This is a genomic window from Akkermansia sp. 54_46, from assembly GCF_001917295.1.
In the GTDB taxonomy this organism is placed as follows: Bacteria; Verrucomicrobiota; Verrucomicrobiia; order Verrucomicrobiales; family Akkermansiaceae; genus Akkermansia; species Akkermansia muciniphila.
Genome location: NZ_MNUD01000035.1, coordinates 36,917 through 52,632, shown reverse-complemented (window position 1 = coordinate 52,632; position 15,716 = coordinate 36,917). Strand labels below are relative to the sequence as shown.

Annotated in this window: 16 protein-coding genes; 9 read left to right on the top strand and 7 right to left on the bottom strand. The window is 55.4% G+C overall.

Features of this window, described 5'->3' with window-relative positions:
* Positions 1 to 75 precede the first annotated feature (75 nt).
* The 7 genes from BHW66_RS09625 to BHW66_RS09595 are packed head-to-tail and all read right to left on the bottom strand — an operon-like array spanning position 76 to position 7,941.
* Positions 76 to 612, bottom strand: coding sequence for a recombination protein O N-terminal domain-containing protein (locus BHW66_RS09625; RefSeq protein ID WP_102733678.1), 537 nt, complete (start codon positions 610 to 612; stop codon positions 76 to 78).
* Positions 612 to 1,385, bottom strand: coding sequence for a tetratricopeptide repeat protein (locus BHW66_RS09620; protein ID WP_102733679.1), 774 nt, complete (start codon positions 1,383 to 1,385; stop codon positions 612 to 614). The genes BHW66_RS09625 and BHW66_RS09620 overlap by 1 nt, the downstream gene beginning before the upstream one ends.
* A 7-nt stretch (positions 1,386 to 1,392) precedes the next feature.
* Positions 1,393 to 3,294, bottom strand: a complete 1,902-nt coding sequence (gene dxs, locus BHW66_RS09615) for a 1-deoxy-D-xylulose-5-phosphate synthase (protein WP_286689017.1) — start codon at positions 3,292 to 3,294, stop codon at positions 1,393 to 1,395.
* On the bottom strand, positions 3,260 to 3,520 hold the full coding sequence (gene xseB, locus BHW66_RS09610; protein WP_012419371.1) for an exodeoxyribonuclease VII small subunit: 261 nt from the start codon (positions 3,518 to 3,520) through the stop codon (positions 3,260 to 3,262). The genes dxs and xseB overlap by 35 nt, the downstream gene beginning before the upstream one ends.
* 7 nt (positions 3,521 to 3,527) lie before the next feature.
* Positions 3,528 to 5,405, bottom strand: a complete 1,878-nt coding sequence (locus BHW66_RS09605; RefSeq protein ID WP_215439312.1) for a hypothetical protein — start codon at positions 5,403 to 5,405, stop codon at positions 3,528 to 3,530.
* Complete coding sequence (locus tag BHW66_RS09600; RefSeq protein WP_031930155.1) at positions 5,402 to 6,793, bottom strand: sigma-54 dependent transcriptional regulator; 1,392 nt, start codon at positions 6,791 to 6,793, stop codon at positions 5,402 to 5,404. Before BHW66_RS09600 ends, BHW66_RS09605 begins: the two co-directional genes overlap by 4 nt.
* Complete coding sequence (locus BHW66_RS09595; RefSeq protein WP_046438004.1) at positions 6,790 to 7,941, bottom strand: ATP-binding protein; 1,152 nt, start codon at positions 7,939 to 7,941, stop codon at positions 6,790 to 6,792. The genes BHW66_RS09600 and BHW66_RS09595 overlap by 4 nt, the downstream gene beginning before the upstream one ends.
* A gap of 131 nt (positions 7,942 to 8,072) precedes the next feature.
* Between BHW66_RS09595 and BHW66_RS09590 the strand changes: the two genes are divergently transcribed.
* The 9 genes from BHW66_RS09590 to rplW all read left to right on the top strand — a co-directional run bounded on the left by BHW66_RS09590 (position 8,073) and on the right by rplW (position 15,691).
* Positions 8,073 to 8,504, top strand: a complete 432-nt coding sequence (locus BHW66_RS09590) for a thioesterase family protein (protein ID WP_065529601.1) — start codon at positions 8,073 to 8,075, stop codon at positions 8,502 to 8,504.
* A gap of 5 nt (positions 8,505 to 8,509) precedes the next feature.
* The gene (gpmI, locus tag BHW66_RS09585; protein WP_022198350.1) at positions 8,510 to 10,054 is read left to right on the top strand and encodes a 2,3-bisphosphoglycerate-independent phosphoglycerate mutase; all 1,545 of its coding nucleotides are present in this window, start codon (positions 8,510 to 8,512) and stop codon (positions 10,052 to 10,054) included.
* Between the two features lie 574 nt (positions 10,055 to 10,628).
* Positions 10,629 to 11,012, top strand: coding sequence for a 30S ribosomal protein S12 (gene rpsL / locus BHW66_RS09580; protein ID WP_012419365.1), 384 nt, complete (start codon positions 10,629 to 10,631; stop codon positions 11,010 to 11,012).
* A gap of 26 nt (positions 11,013 to 11,038) precedes the next feature.
* Complete coding sequence (gene rpsG / locus BHW66_RS09575; RefSeq protein ID WP_012419364.1) at positions 11,039 to 11,512, top strand: 30S ribosomal protein S7; 474 nt, start codon at positions 11,039 to 11,041, stop codon at positions 11,510 to 11,512.
* A 63-nt stretch (positions 11,513 to 11,575) separates the two neighbouring features.
* The gene (gene fusA / locus BHW66_RS09570; protein ID WP_012419363.1) at positions 11,576 to 13,723 is read left to right on the top strand and encodes an elongation factor G; all 2,148 of its coding nucleotides are present in this window, start codon (positions 11,576 to 11,578) and stop codon (positions 13,721 to 13,723) included.
* Positions 13,724 to 13,760: 37 nt separating this feature from the next.
* Positions 13,761 to 14,069, top strand: a complete 309-nt coding sequence (rpsJ, locus tag BHW66_RS09565; RefSeq protein ID WP_012419362.1) for a 30S ribosomal protein S10 — start codon at positions 13,761 to 13,763, stop codon at positions 14,067 to 14,069.
* 45 nt (positions 14,070 to 14,114) lie between these two features.
* The gene (rplC, locus tag BHW66_RS09560) at positions 14,115 to 14,750 is read left to right on the top strand and encodes a 50S ribosomal protein L3 (RefSeq protein ID WP_022198349.1); all 636 of its coding nucleotides are present in this window, start codon (positions 14,115 to 14,117) and stop codon (positions 14,748 to 14,750) included.
* A 41-nt stretch (positions 14,751 to 14,791) separates the two neighbouring features.
* Positions 14,792 to 15,400: a 50S ribosomal protein L4 gene (gene rplD / locus BHW66_RS09555; RefSeq protein ID WP_012419360.1), complete on the top strand. Its 609-nt coding sequence runs from the start codon at positions 14,792 to 14,794 to the stop codon at positions 15,398 to 15,400.
* 6 nt (positions 15,401 to 15,406) lie between these two features.
* The gene (gene rplW / locus BHW66_RS09550) at positions 15,407 to 15,691 is read left to right on the top strand and encodes a 50S ribosomal protein L23 (RefSeq protein WP_012419359.1); all 285 of its coding nucleotides are present in this window, start codon (positions 15,407 to 15,409) and stop codon (positions 15,689 to 15,691) included.
* The last annotated feature ends 25 nt before the right edge of the window (positions 15,692 to 15,716 follow it).

Below are 15,716 nucleotides of genomic sequence, written 5' to 3'. Positions count from 1 at the left end.
GTCCCGGAGGAAGGACGTGTTGAGCGGGGCGGGGAACATCCCCTGCTGAGGATGAAAGCGGGATAGGCATGTTGCTCAGCTTTCTTTTTGTTCCAGGCTTCCGAGCAGTTTTTCCCGCTGCGGGGGAAGCTTGCCGAAGTGGGATTTCAGAATGACGTGCGCCGGGATGCCTGGGTGGGCTATTCCATGCAGCCGGGCGAGTTCCTGTTCGAAGTGCAGGACGGCGCGTAGCGTGGGATCATTGTTTTCCAGGTAGGTGTAGGCCCTCTGCAGCAAGTCGTAAAATTCCGGGATGGGCGTGTCCGGTTCCAGCATTTGGAGAAAAAGGCGCGCGAAATAGCCTGCCGCACTGAGCCGGAGGTAGCTTTTCCGGAGGGCCAGGCGCGGCGAAAGCAGGTCTGCGGAGGTCAGGGTGTGCAAATCCCCCTTCTTTGCCTGCGTCCACTGCATGCGACACTGATAGAAAATGTCCAGACGCCCGGCAAAGGGGCTGCCGGTTTTTCTGGCGCTTTTTGCCGCCGTCCTGATAAGGCCTTCTTCCGTGCACCAGACGGCAATCAGGCCGTTTTCTCCCAGGGGATAAAGCTTCAGGACCGTCGCTTCCGCATTCATTAACGGCGTTTTTCCAGTCCGGTTTTTACCGGCTGTTCGGTTGGGACGGTTTGCCCATAGGGGGAGGGAAGGATGCCTGCCTCCGTCATGGCGTCCGTAAAGGCCTGGATGGCGCTGGTGCCTCCGTAGATGCGGATGGCGGAAAGAAGCTGTTCCTGGGCGGCTTCCTTGTCTCCTTCCATCAGTTTGAGGATGGCCTGGGTGCAGTAGTAGTACGGCGTATCATCCATCGGGCCGTACAGCTTTTCCAATTCCGCGGCAAGAGGCTGGTTATCCAGTTTGCGGGCGCAGATATAACGCTTGAATTGCAGCAGGGGCGTCATGCCGGGATTGTCCTTGAAGGGGAGAAGGAGTTCCGTGAAAGCTTTCAGAGCCCTGGAATAGTCGTGATTGACGTAATGCGCTTCCGCCAGGTTGAACTGGATGGTGAGGTTGGAGGGATCCAGTTTCTGGGCTTTTTCAAAATTTTCCAGGGCCTTTTCGATATTGCGGATTTCAATGTAGCATGCGCCGCGGAGGTTGTATAAGCCCGGATTTCCGGCATAAAGTTTTTCCAGCTCCATGAGGGAAAAAAGACATTCCATGATTTTTTTCTGGGCAAAGAGCTGTTCCGCTTTGCGGAATTGGGCTATATAGCTTTTTCTGGTTGTTTCCGGCAGGTTGTTGAATTCCTGAATCCAGGCAGGGGAAGGGGAGGCCGGCAGGGATTGTCGCGCGGAGACGGGAAGAAGGGCAAGCGCAAGGGCTGCCAGCAGGAAGGTGCGTGTTTTCATAAACAGATCAGGAGTTCAGGTGGGGAATGATTTTTTGTAGCGCGGCTTCCGCCGTGAGTCCATATTTTTTTCTGAGGATGGATTCCGAACCATGCTCAATGAATTGGTCCGGCCATGCGATGGCTTCCACGGGCGTCTTGACATCTCCGGTTTCCAGGGATTCGAGAACGGCTGAGTTGAAGCCGCCGCTGATGGAGTGGTCTTCGAAGGTGCAGACCACCCGGCTGCGTGCTGCGTGACGGCGGATGCATTCATCATCCAGAGGTTTGATGAAACGGGCATTGATCAGGGTGACGGTGTAGCCGCGGGCTTCCAGCAGCGAGGCGGTTTCCCGGGCGATGCCGATCATGGTGCCCAGGGAAACGAGGGTTACATCCTGTCCCGTCTGAAGTACTTCCGCCTTGCCGATGGGGAGGATTTCCGCCTTGGCGGGGGCGGGGGTTCCGGCGCCGCATCCTCTGGGATAGCGGATAACGGTGGGGCCGTTCTGGTAATGGTTCATGGTTCGGAGCATGTGGACGAATTCGGCTTCATCCTTGGGCTGCATGAAGACAATGTTCGGGATACTGCGAATCATGGCAATGTCAAACAGCCCGTGGTGTGTGGGGCCGTCGTCCGGGGAAAGCCCGGCACGGTCCATGCAGAAACGCACGGGCAGTTTTTGCAGCGCGGCGTCATGTTGAATCATGTCAATACAGCGCTGCATGAAAGTGGAGTAAATGGCGATGTAGGGTTTCATGCCCTCCGCCGCCAGCCCGCAGGCGAAGAGGGCGCCGTGCTCTTCCGCGATCCCTACGTCGAAATAGCGTTTGGGGAAGGCTTCCTTGAATAAGTCCAGCTTGGTGCCGCTGGCCATGGCGGCCGTGATGGCTGTGATGGATTCATCCTCGCGCGCCATTTCCACCAGCGTGGAGCCGAAGATATGGGAGAATGTGGGGGTGGGGGCGGCCTGCGTTTCCCCGTCCCTCACGCAATAGGAGCCCAGGCCGTGGAATTTGGTGGGGTTGTCCAGAGCGGGCTGGTAGCCCTTGCCCTTCTGAGTGACCACATGCAGAATAACGGGTTCGTTGAGATCCTTGATGTAGGCAAGGGTACGTATCAGGGTGGGAATGTCGTGTCCGTCCAGGGGGCCAAAATAGCGCAGCCCGAATTTGTTGAACAGCAGGGACGGGAAGATAAGGTTTTTGGTGGTGCCTTCCAGCTTGAAAGCAAAGTCCCTGGCCTGCGTGCCGCCCAGCTTTTCAATGAAGGAGGCCGTTTTATCCCTTAACCAGGAAAACGTTTCCGATGTTTGCAGGGAGTTGAAGTATTTTGCCAGCGCTCCTACGTTTTTGTCGATGGCCCATTCGTTGTCATTCAGAATGGTGATGTACCGTTTGGTGGTCTGGCTGATATTGTTCAGCGCCTCCAGAGTGGTGCCGCAGGTGAATGCCGCATCCCCGGCTACGGCCACCACATGGTAGTCTTCTCCTTTCAGGTCCCTGGCCGCGCACATGCCCAGGGCGGCGGAAAGCGCCGTGCCCGCATGCCCCGCTCCGTAGGAGTCATGAGGGGATTCGGACATTTTGGCAAATCCGGAAAGCCCTCCGTGCTGGCGGATGGTGTGGATCAGGGGAGCGCGCCCAGTCAGCATTTTATGGACATAGGCCTGGTGGGAGACATCAAAGATGATTTTATCCCGCGGCGTTTCAAAGACGCGGTGAAGGGCAATGCTCAGTTCTACCACCCCTAGGTTGGGGCCCAGGTGGCCTCCGGTGAGGGAAAGGGAGTGAATGAGAGTATTCCGGATTTCTTCCGCAAGCCTGGGCAGTTCCGACTCAGGGATTTTCATCAGATCTGCGTGGCTGCGGATGCTTGCCAGCAGTTCCGGAAGTTCAGGTGAGGGAGAATTCATTGCTGTCTGGTTCATCAGTATCCGTTTTATCCTGAACGGTTTCCGGGTTGCTGAGAGTTTGAATGCGCAGTTCCGCATCATGCAGGATGCTGCGGCAGTGACGGATGAGCTTATTGCCTTCTTCCACCAGGGCTATCATGTCTTCCAGCTCGGTGACGGGGGCTTCCGTCAGGCGTATGATTTCTTCCAGGCGTGCTACGGATTCTTCAAATCCGGGAGCGTTTTTCCGTTGTTTGGCCATATGGGAATTAAGGTTGAGGGGCGGTTTCCTGAAGGTCTTTGTAAAGAATCATTTCCGCTCCCTGAATGAATTGGCGGGAGTCAGGCGTTCCAAAGCGCTGCGCCAGGGGGGCAAGCGCCCGGCTGTGGTCAAAGATGTACACGGGGTTTTTATCCTTGGTCTGGAACAGAACCGTGCCTTCCAGAACGAGGGGAGTGAATTCTCCATAGGAGGAGGAAATGGTGTGGAGGTTCATTTTTGACGTGGAAGAAGGAGTCACCAGAATGCTGCCCACCTTGCCGCCGTGGAATTTCAAAATGCGTTCCAGCACCATGAATTGTTCCACCATTTTGGGGATGCCGATGGCTTTCCGGTCTGCATACCACCCGACGGCGGACGGCTGGTCCGTGAGAATGAAATCCTTTTCCGCCGTCTGGGTGCGAAGATCCCGGTTAAGGCCCAGGGGATAGTAGGGCGGCCATGCCGGAATGCCGCGGCCGGCCGTCAGGATGCCCACCCGCACAATGTGCGGAAGGTTGAGCAGAAGCGGAAGGGAAGTGATGAGAAGGGAGAGCAGCAGGACGCCTCCCCGAAGGATGGAGATTAGCTCTTTGTTGGAATGCCTGGCTATCAGGTTGAGAACAAATGCCGTGCCATAGGCCGTGAAAAAGGGAGCGAAGAGGATTTGAATTTGCCCTAAGGAAATGCCGGTTTTATTGGAGGTATAAATGGCCATGCCGATGACGGCAGGAACCCACATGGCAAAGATGCCCCATTTGGACTGGTTGACTTCCGGACGTTTGAATTTATGCAGGAGGGCCAGCAGAAATACCATGGCCAGGGGGAGATTGCCGAGGTTTTCGTAGAGAAGGTCACCCTGTGTCAGAATGTTGTTGATGACGGAAGTGACTACTTTTTGGGCAGCGATGGGAATGCTCCCGGAAACCAGGGCGTTCATCGCTATTTCTTCATTGCCGGTCAGCCCCGTGAAGATGGTGTAATAAGCCGTTCCGAAGAAGCCTCCGCTGAGGGAGCGGTTAATGTAAATGGGGTAGGCCAGGAAAAGAAGGAGAGTGATAAGGCCCGGAATGCAGTACAGGCCGTGCGGTTTGAACCGGATGCCTGCAAAAATCAGAAAACCGGCCATGGGCCACAGCCCGATCCATCCGGTAAGGCAGACGCATGAAAAACAGATGGAGCTGCCGATGAGAGGCCACAGGAATGCGCGGTTTTCTTCCTTGTTTTGCAGGGCCGTGTACAAAAAGTGGATGCCCCAGGCAAAGAAAAAGAGCATCATCATCTGCGGGAGGCCGCTGGTAGCGTATTGCAGGAAAAGATTGCTGAGTATCATCGTCAGGCAGGTGAAGCAGGCGATGGTGACGTCAAACATCCGGAGAAGGATGTAATAGCAGCTCAGGACGGACAGGATGAAAAACATGCAGGAAATGCCCGCCACAATCCGGTCAGGCAGGTAAATCATGGATGAGCCCGTCATGCTCCACAGGTCAAATTTGTGGACGCCGGCCATCCTGAAGACAGCTGCTTCCGTCAGGATGTTCAGCGGAGCGTTGCGTGTGTCCCGGAGGGCATAGGGATTGAATTTTTCCGGATCGACGAGGGTTTCGCCTTGTCCGGCCCGGATGGCTTCCTGTTCGTGTATCTGGGCGTCTGAAAGAAAAGGGTTGAGGCCGGCGCGTGTGCTTCCGGAGACCATCTGGATGGGTCTCAGCCAGTTGGTGGTCATCCCCTGCCCCCTGGCTACGTTGCGGGCGATTTGGGCGTGGTCCATGGCGGCATCAGTGCCCAGCCCGTTAAAGTTGAAAAAGTACTGCACCCCCGTGATTGCCAGCAGCAGGATAAGGATAATGATAAAAGGGGTGCGGGATGCCGAGGAGGGCTCATTCATGAATGGAGGATGTCTTGTAGTTTGCGTTGAAGAGTGCGCCGGCTGATGCCCAGCAGGTGGGCTGCTGCCGTTTTATTGCCGTTTGACTGGGCCAGCGCTTGTTGGATGGCATTCCGTTCCAGCAAGGATAAATTCAAAACCCCGGCCGGGACAAGCCCATTCTGCGTGTTGGGTGCATTGTCCTCCGGCCGTTCCTGTGGAGCGGCTTCCGGAGAAGTATCCTGCAGTTGCGGGGGAAGATGATGGAGGCCTATGCTGGCGGAATTGCTCATGACGACGCCATGTTCCATGGCCGTGCGGAGTTCACGAACGTTTCCCGGCCACTGGTAATTCCGGACGGCTTCAAGGGCGTCCCGGGAGAGGGGTTTGAATTCCTTGTTGTTTTCCCTGGCGAATTCCTTCAGAAAGGCGGTGGCAAGTAGGGGGATGTCTTCACGGCGGTCCCGGAGGGGGGGCATCTGGATATGCACCACATTGAGGCGGAAGTAGAGGTCTTCCCGGAATTTTCCTTCCTGCACGAGCTTTTTCAATGATTTGTTGGTGGCCGCGATAACGCGCACATTGACGGGAATGGATGCATTGGAACCTACGCGTTCAATGGTCCGTTCAGACAGCACCCGCAGCAGCCGGACTTGTGTTCCGGCGTCTATTTCCCCGATTTCATCCAGAAAGATGGTGCCGCCGTCCGCCTGCTCAAAGCGGCCGATGCGGCGTTGTCCGGCTCCGGTGAAGGAGCCTTTTTCATGGCCGAACAACTCGCTTTCCAATAATTGGGGGGAAAGGGCCGCACAGTTGACGGCCACGAATTTATTTTCCGGCCTTCCGGAAAGGGAATGGATGGCCTGGGCTACGAGTTCTTTTCCGGTGCCGCTTTCCCCCTCAATCAGCACAGTCGTTTTGCTGGGGGCCACCTGACGAATAATGGAGAATACGTGTTCCATGGCGGCGGATCTGCCCAGGAGTTTTTGCAGTCCGGAGTCCGCCTGGATGCGGGTGGTGAGTTCCTGGTTGGCCGTTTCCAGGTTCCGGGTATGGAGCGCCCGTTTGAGCACCAGCTCCACGGCGTCCAGATTCAGAGGTTTGGTGACGAAGTCGTACGCTCCCTCTTTCATAGCTGCTACGGCGGCATCCACGGAGCCGTAGGCAGTCATCATGATGCTTTGCGGAGGGTGAGGCAGGGATGCAGCGGCTTTCAGCACATCCATGCCGCTTTCCCCGCCCAGTCTCAGATCCGTCAGAACCAGGTCCGGAGATTCTTCCTGCAGGAGGGCGGAAGCCTGGGAGAGATTGGCGGCGGTGTACACTTCATAATCATCCTGAAAACCCATGCGCAGAGCGTCGCGCGTGGGTTTTTCATCATCTACAATCAGCAGAACAGGCATCTTCATGAGGGAATGGAGGATGGCAGGAGCCTGATGGTGCGTTCCACGCGCGGCAGGAAGACCGTGATGGTAGTTCCCTGACCCGGCTGGCTGGCCAGCGTGATGGACCCGCCGTGTTCCTTCACGATGCGGCGAACGATAAGCAGCCCCAGTCCGGAGCCGGTGGACTTGGTGGTCAGGAAAGGTTCATAAATGCTGCCCATGACCTCCGGTGAAATACCGCAGCCGGTATCCGCCACAGTAACGAATACGCTGTCATCCGTATAACCGCTTTTGAGCAGAATGGTGCCTCCCTCCGGAGGGATGGACTGGTAGGCATTCTTGATCAGGTTGTAAAAGACCTGTTTGATTTGGACGGGGTCCAGGCTGAGGATGGGAAGACTGGGCTGGAGGTCCGTGTTGATTTGGATGCCGCGCTGCTGGATTTCCGGTTCCAGCAGTTTCAGCACTTCCATGAGGATGGTTTCAATGTTGTAGGGTTCCCGGATGGGCCTGGTGGGGCGGATGGCCTGGAGGAATTGCTTCAGGATAACGTCCAGCCGCGTGGTTTCGCTCTCCGCTGTTTTCAGCAATTCCTCCATGTCCGTCCGGTACTTTGGAGGCAGCTGCTTTGCCTTCCTGGCCAGGAGCTGGAGATGGAGGCCTATGGAATTGAGGGGGTTGCCTATTTCATGAGCCACTCCTGCGGCCAGCAGCGTCAAGGTATTCAGGCGTTCTGCCTCAAGGTTTTCCGCGTTTTTTTTATGCCGGGGCGTTTCATCCCGTATCAGGACCAGGTGGCCCTGGTTTTTGCTGCCGATGGGGGAAATGAAAATGTTCAGGAATCTGTGTTCCGGGTAAAAGATTTCCGTGTCCCGGGAGACGGCGGTCTGGCTCTGCTGGATCGTGTCCCATGAGCAGTCCCTGCCCAGGAAAATACAGAAGTCATCCGGGGTTATTTGCCCGCGTTCCTTGTCAAAGAGTTTAAGGGCAGCCTTGTTGACGAACAGAATTTTTCCCTTGTTATCCAGCAGGATCAGGCCTTCCTGAATGGCTTCAAATACCTGCTGGAAAAAACCCTGCTGTTCCGCCAGCTTGACAAAAAAGCGCTGGAGATCCTCCTCCTTGATGTGGTCAATGCGGCCGATCAGCTTGTCAATGGTGTCTTTTTTCATGGCGGCGGGTCCGTTGCCGTGCGGCTTGCTCTTATATATAAAGAGCGGCATGTCACAAATCAAGCTGATGTGACATATTGTCGCGCATTTGCGGCTGGACATGGTTCCGGGGGAGGAGGCAGGATGATGGCATGCCTGAAGATTTTCCCTGCATTCCCTTTGTCAGAACGCGCCAGGTAGCTTTTCATGATACGGATGCTTCCGGGGTGGCCCACTTCTCCCGGCTGCTTTGTTTGGTGGAAGAAGTGGAGCACGAGTACCTGCGTTCCCGGGGGGTGGAGGTTCTTTCCCCAGACTGCGGATGGCCCCGCGTGCATGTGGAGGCAGATTACTCCAGCTCTGCGGGGCTGGGAGATTGGCTGAGCATAGAATTAAGCCTGGGAACGGTGGGAACCAGTTCTCTGGAATGGAAATTTGCCGTATTTCATTCCGAGCGTCCGGTGATGAGGGGAAGATATGTAGTCGTCCGTGTGGGGAAGGGCGGCAAACCTCAGGCAATTCCGGAATCGGAGAGGGAATGCCTGATTTCAGGCTTTTCAAAAGGAGGGGATGCCTGTAAATAAAGCCTATGTCTTCTAAAAAGCCTGTCGTTCTTGTTATTCGCGACGGCTGGGGCCGCAATCCGTTGGGGCCTGATGTCGCGAAAGAGTACGGTGACGCCACTGTTCTGGCTGATACCCCCTTTACTGATTACCTCCTTGCCAACTATCCCCACAGCCTGCTGGGCGCTTCCGGGGAGGACGTGGGCCTTCCGGACGGCCAGATGGGTAATTCCGAAGTAGGACACTTGAACCTGGGTGCGGGCCGCGTTGTCTTTCAGGACCTCTGCCGGGTGGATAATGCCATCAAAGATGGGTCCATGGGGGAAAACGCCGTGCTGAAGACCGCTTTTTCCCAGGCCGCTTCTTCCCGTCTGCACCTGCTTGGCCTGGTGAGTGACGGCGGCGTGCACAGCCATATCAACCATTTGATCGGCATCGTCAAATATGCTTATGAAGCGGGTGTCCGCGATATTTGCATCCATGCCATTACGGACGGCCGTGACTGCTCGCCAACCAGCGGGGCCGGCTTTATTCGCCAGCTGGAGGAAGCCGTCAGGCCGTACGGCGCCAAAATTGCCACGGTTGTCGGCCGTTTCTATGCGATGGACCGGGATAAGCGCTGGGACCGCAACAAGCTGGCATGGGATGCCATCGTTCTGGGGCGCGGCGAACAGTGCTCCTGCTCCCCTGCCGAATATGTGGAGCAGTGTTATGCGAAGGGGGAGACGGATGAGTTCCTGAAGCCCGGCATTTTTGCCTATGGCAACGAACAGCGCGTGAGGGACAACGATGTGGTGTTCTTCTTTAATTTCCGTGCGGACCGCGCCCGGCAGATGAGCGACGCTTTCCTTTACCCCGAATTTGACGGATTTGACCGTGAAGTAACGCCCAAAGTGCACTATGTGACGTTGACGGAATACGATGCCAAGTATCCCTCTCCCATTGTTTTTGAACAGGAACAGCTGAACAATATTTTCGGGCAGATTGTGTCGGAAGCCGGGAAAACCCAGCTCCGCATAGCGGAAACGGAAAAGTACGCCCACGTTACTTTCTTCTTTAACGGAGGTGTGGAGACCCAGTTCCCCGGAGAAGACCGCATCCTTGTTCCTTCCCCCCGGGAAGTGGCTACTTATGACCTGAAGCCCCAGATGAGCGCGGCGGAAGTGGCGGATAAATTTGTGGACGCTGTGGACAAGTATGATGTGGTAATCATGAATTTCGCCAATGGGGACATGGTTGGCCATACCGGATTTGTGGAAGCCGGCATCGCCGCCTGCGAAGCAGTGGACAGCGCCTTGGAAAAATGTGTGAAGAAGGTGTTGGAACTTGGCGGCAAGCTGCTTATTACGGCGGATCATGGCAATGCCGAACACATGCGCAATGAGGATGGTTCTCCGAATACAGCCCACACGACCAACCTTGTGGATCTCATTTACGTGGCGGACGACAAGGATCAGGTAACTCTCTCCGATGGCATTCTGGCGGATGTCGCTCCCACGCTGCTGAGCCTGATGGGGTTGAAACAGCCTGCCGAAATGTCCGGACATTCCCTGGTGACCCCTGGGAAATAGCGGGCTGCTGAGTTCATTGATGAAATCCGTTTCCGGATGCGTTCCGGAAACGGATTTTTCTATGTCATGCTTTCCGGACGGGGCAAAATGGGAAAGCAGGCAGGTTAACAATAAATAATAGACCAGCTGCCGTTTTTATGAAAAAATTTTTCGTGAATTCTGATGGAAAGCTTGTTTTTTGTGTCTCTTCGGCACTTCATGCATTTTTTTCTGCGGTAACATACCGGACATGAAGAAATGGTTTTTTTGCCTGTGAAGAAGATTTTTTGTTTCATCCTCCATAGGTGGAGAACTGCTGGACGGGGAGGAAAAGAGATCCCGGGAGCCCGAAATGGAGTTTTAAAAGGAGCGGGGAAAATGGAACGGATAAAATATTTAGGAAAAGATGAATAAAAGACTTGTCATGATATAAAATCACGTTATATTGGCCGTCCCCAAACGTGCCGAAAGGCACAAGAAATACGTTTTCTATCGGGTTTGCCTCCGGAAAAAAGGCGCGCTTCCTGCTTATAAAAAGGAATGTTCGCCTTGAATATCGGATCAGACCGACGAACCACAACCAAAGCAGGAAAACATGCCGACCATTAATCAGCTCGTCCGCAAGGGACGTATTACTCCGGAAGAGAAGTCCAAATCACGCGCTCTTCATAGCTGCCCGCAACGCCGCGGTGTTTGTCTCCAGGTGATGACCCGTACGCCCAAAAAGCCGAACTCGGCTCTTCGTAAAGTGGCTAAAGTCCGTCTTACCAATGGTGAAGAAGTGATCGCCTACATTGGCGGCGAAGGTCATAACCTTCAGGAACACTCCATCGTGCTTGTTCGCGGCGGTCGTGTGAAGGACTTGCCGGGTGTTCGCTACCATATCGTCCGCGGCGCTCTTGACTGCCTCGGTGTCGACAAGCGCCGCCAGGGCCGCTCCAAGTATGGCGCCAAGCGTCCGAAGGCTGCTGCCAAGTAAACCAAACATCTTACCTACTATATATTATGGCTCGCCGTAAACGCGTTTATAGAAAAATCGAACGTCGTGACCCTCGTTACGACAGCGCTCTTGTTGGCAAACTGATCAGCAAGGTTATGCTGGATGGCAAGCGCTCCCTTGCGGAACGCATTGTTTATGCCGCTATTGACATGGCTAACGAAGGCACGGACAGCATTGATCCTCTGGAAGTAATCACCCGCGCTATTGAAAATGCCAAACCCCGTGTGGAAGTAAAGAGCCGCCGCGTCGGTGGCGCTACTTACCAGGTCCCGCTTGAAGTGGATCCGGCCCGTTCCGAATCCCTGGCCATGCGCTGGATTGTGAACTACGCCCGCAACCGCAAGGGTGTGCCGATGCACAAGGCTCTCGCCAACGAAATCAAGGAAGCCGCCAACAATCAGGGTTCTTCCGTTCGCAAGCGCGACGACGTTCATAAAATGGCTCAGGCCAACCGCGCCTTTGCCCATTTCCGCTGGTAATTCCTTCTGCGACTGTCAGCCGAATCATTCACTTTCGATCACTACAGATACTTTCCAGACACTATGTCCGATCACGTAAATAATCCCAATCGCAAGGCTCCCCTTGAGCGTTACCGCAATATCGGTATTTCCGCTCACATTGACGCCGGCAAAACCACGTTGTCCGAGCGTATTCTTTTCTACACCGGCATGATTCACAAGATTGGTGAAACCCACGACGGTTCCACCACGACCGACTGGATGGAGCAGGAACGCGAACGCGGTATCACCATTACCTCCGCTGCTGTCACCACCAACTGGAAGCAGGTGAAGAATGAAGGTATCAGCAAAGTGTTCGAAGGCGAAAATTTCCAGCTGAACATCATCGACACTCCCGGACACGTTGACTTCACCGCTGAAGTGGAACGTTCCCTTCGTGTGCTTGACGGCGCCATCGTGGTGTTCTGCGGCGTGGCAGGCGTGCAGCCCCAGACGGAAACCGTGTGGCGCCAGGCCACCAAGTACAGCGTGCCCCGCATGTGCTTTGTCAACAAGATGGACCGTACCGGCGCCAACTTCAACAACGTGCTGGACGATATCCACAACAAGCTGGGCGCGAATGCCGCTGCCATTCTGATCCCCATCGGCGCTGAAGACCAGCTCCGCGGCCAGATTGACGTGGTGAACCAGAAGGCCGTTATTTACGCCGACAACGACCGCTTGGGCTCCACCTACACGATTGAGGATATTCCCGCCGAACTCAAGGAAGAAGCCGAACTGGCCTACCATGAACTCGTGAGCCGTGTGGCTGACGTGGACGATGAGCTTGCTGAAAAGGTGCTCATGGAAGAACCCTTCACGCCCAAAGAGCTTAAGGAAGCTATCCGCCGCGCCACCATCGCCAACAAATTTGTGCCTGTTGCCGGTGGCTCCGCTTTCAAGAACAAAGGCGTTCAGTTCCTGCTTGACGCCGTGGTGGATTACCTCCCCTCCCCGGTAGAAACCGTTCCCGCCCACGCGGAAAGCACGCTGGATCCGGAAAAGACCTTCGAAATCACCGCTACGGACGATGCCAAGCCCATGGTGCTGGCGTTCAAGCTCTGGGCTGACAAATTCGTCGGCAAGCTGGTGTTCATCCGCGTGTACTCCGGTGTTCTCAAGAAGGGTGACACCGTGTACAATCCCCGCACCCGCAAGACGGAACGCGTGGGCCGCATCATTCAGATTCAGGCTGACCAGCATACGGATATTGATGCCGTGTACTCCGGTGACATTGCCGCCATCGTGGGGCTGCGCAACGTGACCACGGGCGACACCATCACCAGCCCGGACAATGATATCTGCCTGGAACCCCCCACCTTCCCGGAAACCGTTATTTCCATGGCGGTAGAGCCCAAGACCAAGGCTGACCAGGAAAAAATGTCCAATGCTCTGGGCCGTCTGTCTGAAGAAGACCCGACTTTCCGGGTGAAGACTGATGAAGAAACCGGCCAGACCCTGATTTCCGGCATGGGTGAGCTTCACCTGGAAATCATTATTGACCGCCTGATGCGCGAATTCAAGGTGGAAGCCGACATCGGCAAGCCCCAGATTGCCTATCGCGAAACCATTACTGCCCCTGCCCATGGCGACGGCAAACTGGTCAAGCAGTCCGGCGGCCGCGGCCAGTACGGCCACGTGGTCATCGATGTGAAGCCGAACGAACGTGGCAAGGGGCTTACCATTGAAAACAAGATCGTAGGCGGCGCCATTCCCAAGGAATACATGAACGCCGTTTATGCCGGTCTTAATGAAGCCATGACCACGGGCGTCGTCGCCGGTTATCCGGTGGTGGACGTGCACGTTGAAGTGGTGGACGGTTCCTACCACGAAGTGGACTCCAATGAAAACGCTTTCAAGATGGCTGCCATCTTCGCCATGAAGGACGCTTTCAAGAAAGCCAAGCCGATCATGCTGGAACCCATCATGTCCGTTGAAGCTTCCACCCCGACCGATTACCAGGGCGACATCATGGGCGACCTGAACCGCCGCCGCGGCCAGATCAGCAACATGGAAAACAAGGCCAACGCCTGCATTTTGAAGGCTATGGTCCCCTTGTCCGAAATGTTCGGTTATTCCACCGCCATCCGAACCCTTTCCAGTGGCCGCGCTTCCTATTCCATGGAGCCCTCCCACTTTGAACAGGTGCCCCAGAACCTCGTTGACCAGATTGTCAGCGAGAAGGCTAAATAAACAAACCTTTGAAGTATAACCAATAGACCGCACGTCCATGCAAAGTCCAAAAATCCGCATTCGACTCCGCGCATTTGACTACCGCGCTATCGACCGCTCCTCCCAGGAGATCGTTGAAACCGCCAAGCGCACCGGAGCCAAAGTTCACGGCCCGATTCCGTTGCCGACCCGCATTGAAAAGTTTTCTGTGAACCGCTCCGTTCACGTCAACAAAAAATCGGCCGAACAGTTTGAAATCCGCACCCACAAGCGTCTGCTCGACATCGTTGATCCGACCGCGCGCACGATTGATGAGCTCAAGAAGCTTAATCTTCCGGCCGGGGTGGACATCACGATCCGCATCTAGTTTGGTACCCGGATAAGTAATTAAAAAACAGAAAGACACACTACAATGGCTCTAGGACTTATCGGAAAAAAGGTCGGTATGACCCGCCTGTTTGACCAGGAATCCGGCGCTATGGTGCCCGTGACCGTCATTGACGTCAAAGGCAACACCTTCGCTCAGATTAAAACGGAAGAAAAGGACGGCTACAATGCTATCCAGGTCGCCTTTGATGCGCAGAAGGAAAGTCGCGTGGCCAAGCCTCAGGCCGGCCACTTCAAGAAACTGGGCATCCAGCCCACCAAACTCCTCAAGGAATTCCGCGTAGAAGCGTCTGAATTGCCTGCTGAAGGCGCTGAAGATCCCGGCGTGGATCTCTTTTCCGCCGGACAGTGGGTCGATGTGATCGGCACTTCCAAAGGCAAGGGGTTCCAGGGCGCGATGCGCCGCCACAACTTCCACGGTTCTCCCGCCGCCCACGGCTCCATGATGCACCGCCGTACCGGCGGCGTAGGCGGCTGTTCCACCCCCGGCCGCGTCTGGAAGAACCAGAAGATGCCCGGACAGATGGGCAATGCCAAGCGCACGGTGCAGAACCTGAAGGTCGTCGCCGTTCGTCCGGAAGATAATGTCATCCTTATCTCCGGTGCTGTGCCCGGCGCGCGCGGTTCCTACCTCGTGATTCGCCCCGCCAAGAAGAAGTAAGGCTTTAGTTAACCTCACATTGATTATAGGAAAACCTATCTATGTCCGCAAATACCTTTACATTAGAAGCCGCCGCCGCCGCCAACATCCAGGTTGTAGGCAGTGACAAGGGCTCCCAGGCTGTGCATGACCTGATCGTGGCTTACCAGGCGAACCGCCGCACCGGTTCCGCCAATTCCAAGACCCGCGCAGAAGTCAGCGGCAATAACAAAAAGATCTTCCGCCAGAAGGGCACCGGTAATGCCCGTCACGGCGATAAGCGCGCTCCCATCTTTGTGGGCGGCGGCGTGGTCTTCGGTCCCCGCCCCTGCGACTACAGCAAGAAGGTGAACAAGAGCACCCGACGCCTGGCTCTGCGCCGCGTACTGGGTGACCTGATTGCCGCTTCCAAGGTCAGCACCGTTTCCGAATTTTCCGTGGCTGACGGCAAGACCAAATCTTTCATCAAAGCCGTCAAAGACCTGACGGATGCCAAGAAGGTGCTCATTGTGGCAGCTTCCTTTGACGAAACCACCTACCGTGCCGCCCGCAACGTTCAGGAAGTTCTCCTGATGACCGCTGCGGAAGTGAACATTGAACAGCTCATGAATGCTGATGCAGTGATCCTCGTTGACAACGCTTTAGAAACCCTCGCCAGCCGTACTGCTTAAGAAGCCATGAAAGACATTTACCAAGTCATCAAGAAGGTGCGCATCAGCGAAAAGGCCACCATGCTCCAGGAAACTACCGGCGAGCTGGTCTTCGAAGTTGATCGTGACGCCAACAAAATCGAAATCAAGAAGGCTGTCGAAGTTGCTTTCGGCAAGAAGGTCGCATCCGTGCGTACCGCCAACTATGACGGCAAGCTCAAGCGCCAGCGCCGCTCTGATGCAGGTCGCACCGCTCATTGGAAAAAGGCTTACGTCAAGCTTGCCAACGGTGAAACCCTTGACCTCGTTTAAAGCCCCTATTAGGAAGGAAAGCTAT

Excerpts from the sequence above, each read along its gene's own strand:
- BHW66_RS09625 (WP_102733678.1), bottom strand. The coding sequence starts at position 612 with ATGAATGCGGAAGCGACGGTCCTGAAGCTTTATCCCCTGGGAGAAAAC.
- BHW66_RS09620 (WP_102733679.1), bottom strand. The coding sequence starts at position 1,385 with ATGAAAACACGCACCTTCCTGCTGGCAGCCCTTGCGCTTGCCCTTCTT.
- dxs (WP_286689017.1), bottom strand. The coding sequence starts at position 3,294 with ATGAACCAGACAGCAATGAATTCTCCCTCACCTGAACTTCCGGAACTG.
- xseB (WP_012419371.1), bottom strand. The coding sequence starts at position 3,520 with ATGGCCAAACAACGGAAAAACGCTCCCGGATTTGAAGAATCCGTAGCA.
- BHW66_RS09605 (WP_215439312.1), bottom strand. The coding sequence starts at position 5,405 with ATGAATGAGCCCTCCTCGGCATCCCGCACCCCTTTTATCATTATCCTT.
- BHW66_RS09600 (WP_031930155.1), bottom strand. The coding sequence starts at position 6,793 with ATGAAGATGCCTGTTCTGCTGATTGTAGATGATGAAAAACCCACGCGC.
- BHW66_RS09595 (WP_046438004.1), bottom strand. The coding sequence starts at position 7,941 with ATGAAAAAAGACACCATTGACAAGCTGATCGGCCGCATTGACCACATC.
- BHW66_RS09590 (WP_065529601.1), top strand. The coding sequence starts at position 8,073 with ATGCCTGAAGATTTTCCCTGCATTCCCTTTGTCAGAACGCGCCAGGTA.
- gpmI (WP_022198350.1), top strand. The coding sequence starts at position 8,510 with ATGTCTTCTAAAAAGCCTGTCGTTCTTGTTATTCGCGACGGCTGGGGC.
- rpsL (WP_012419365.1), top strand. The coding sequence starts at position 10,629 with ATGCCGACCATTAATCAGCTCGTCCGCAAGGGACGTATTACTCCGGAA.
- rpsG (WP_012419364.1), top strand. The coding sequence starts at position 11,039 with ATGGCTCGCCGTAAACGCGTTTATAGAAAAATCGAACGTCGTGACCCT.
- fusA (WP_012419363.1), top strand. The coding sequence starts at position 11,576 with ATGTCCGATCACGTAAATAATCCCAATCGCAAGGCTCCCCTTGAGCGT.
- rpsJ (WP_012419362.1), top strand. The coding sequence starts at position 13,761 with ATGCAAAGTCCAAAAATCCGCATTCGACTCCGCGCATTTGACTACCGC.
- rplC (WP_022198349.1), top strand. The coding sequence starts at position 14,115 with ATGGCTCTAGGACTTATCGGAAAAAAGGTCGGTATGACCCGCCTGTTT.
- rplD (WP_012419360.1), top strand. The coding sequence starts at position 14,792 with ATGTCCGCAAATACCTTTACATTAGAAGCCGCCGCCGCCGCCAACATC.
- rplW (WP_012419359.1), top strand. The coding sequence starts at position 15,407 with ATGAAAGACATTTACCAAGTCATCAAGAAGGTGCGCATCAGCGAAAAG.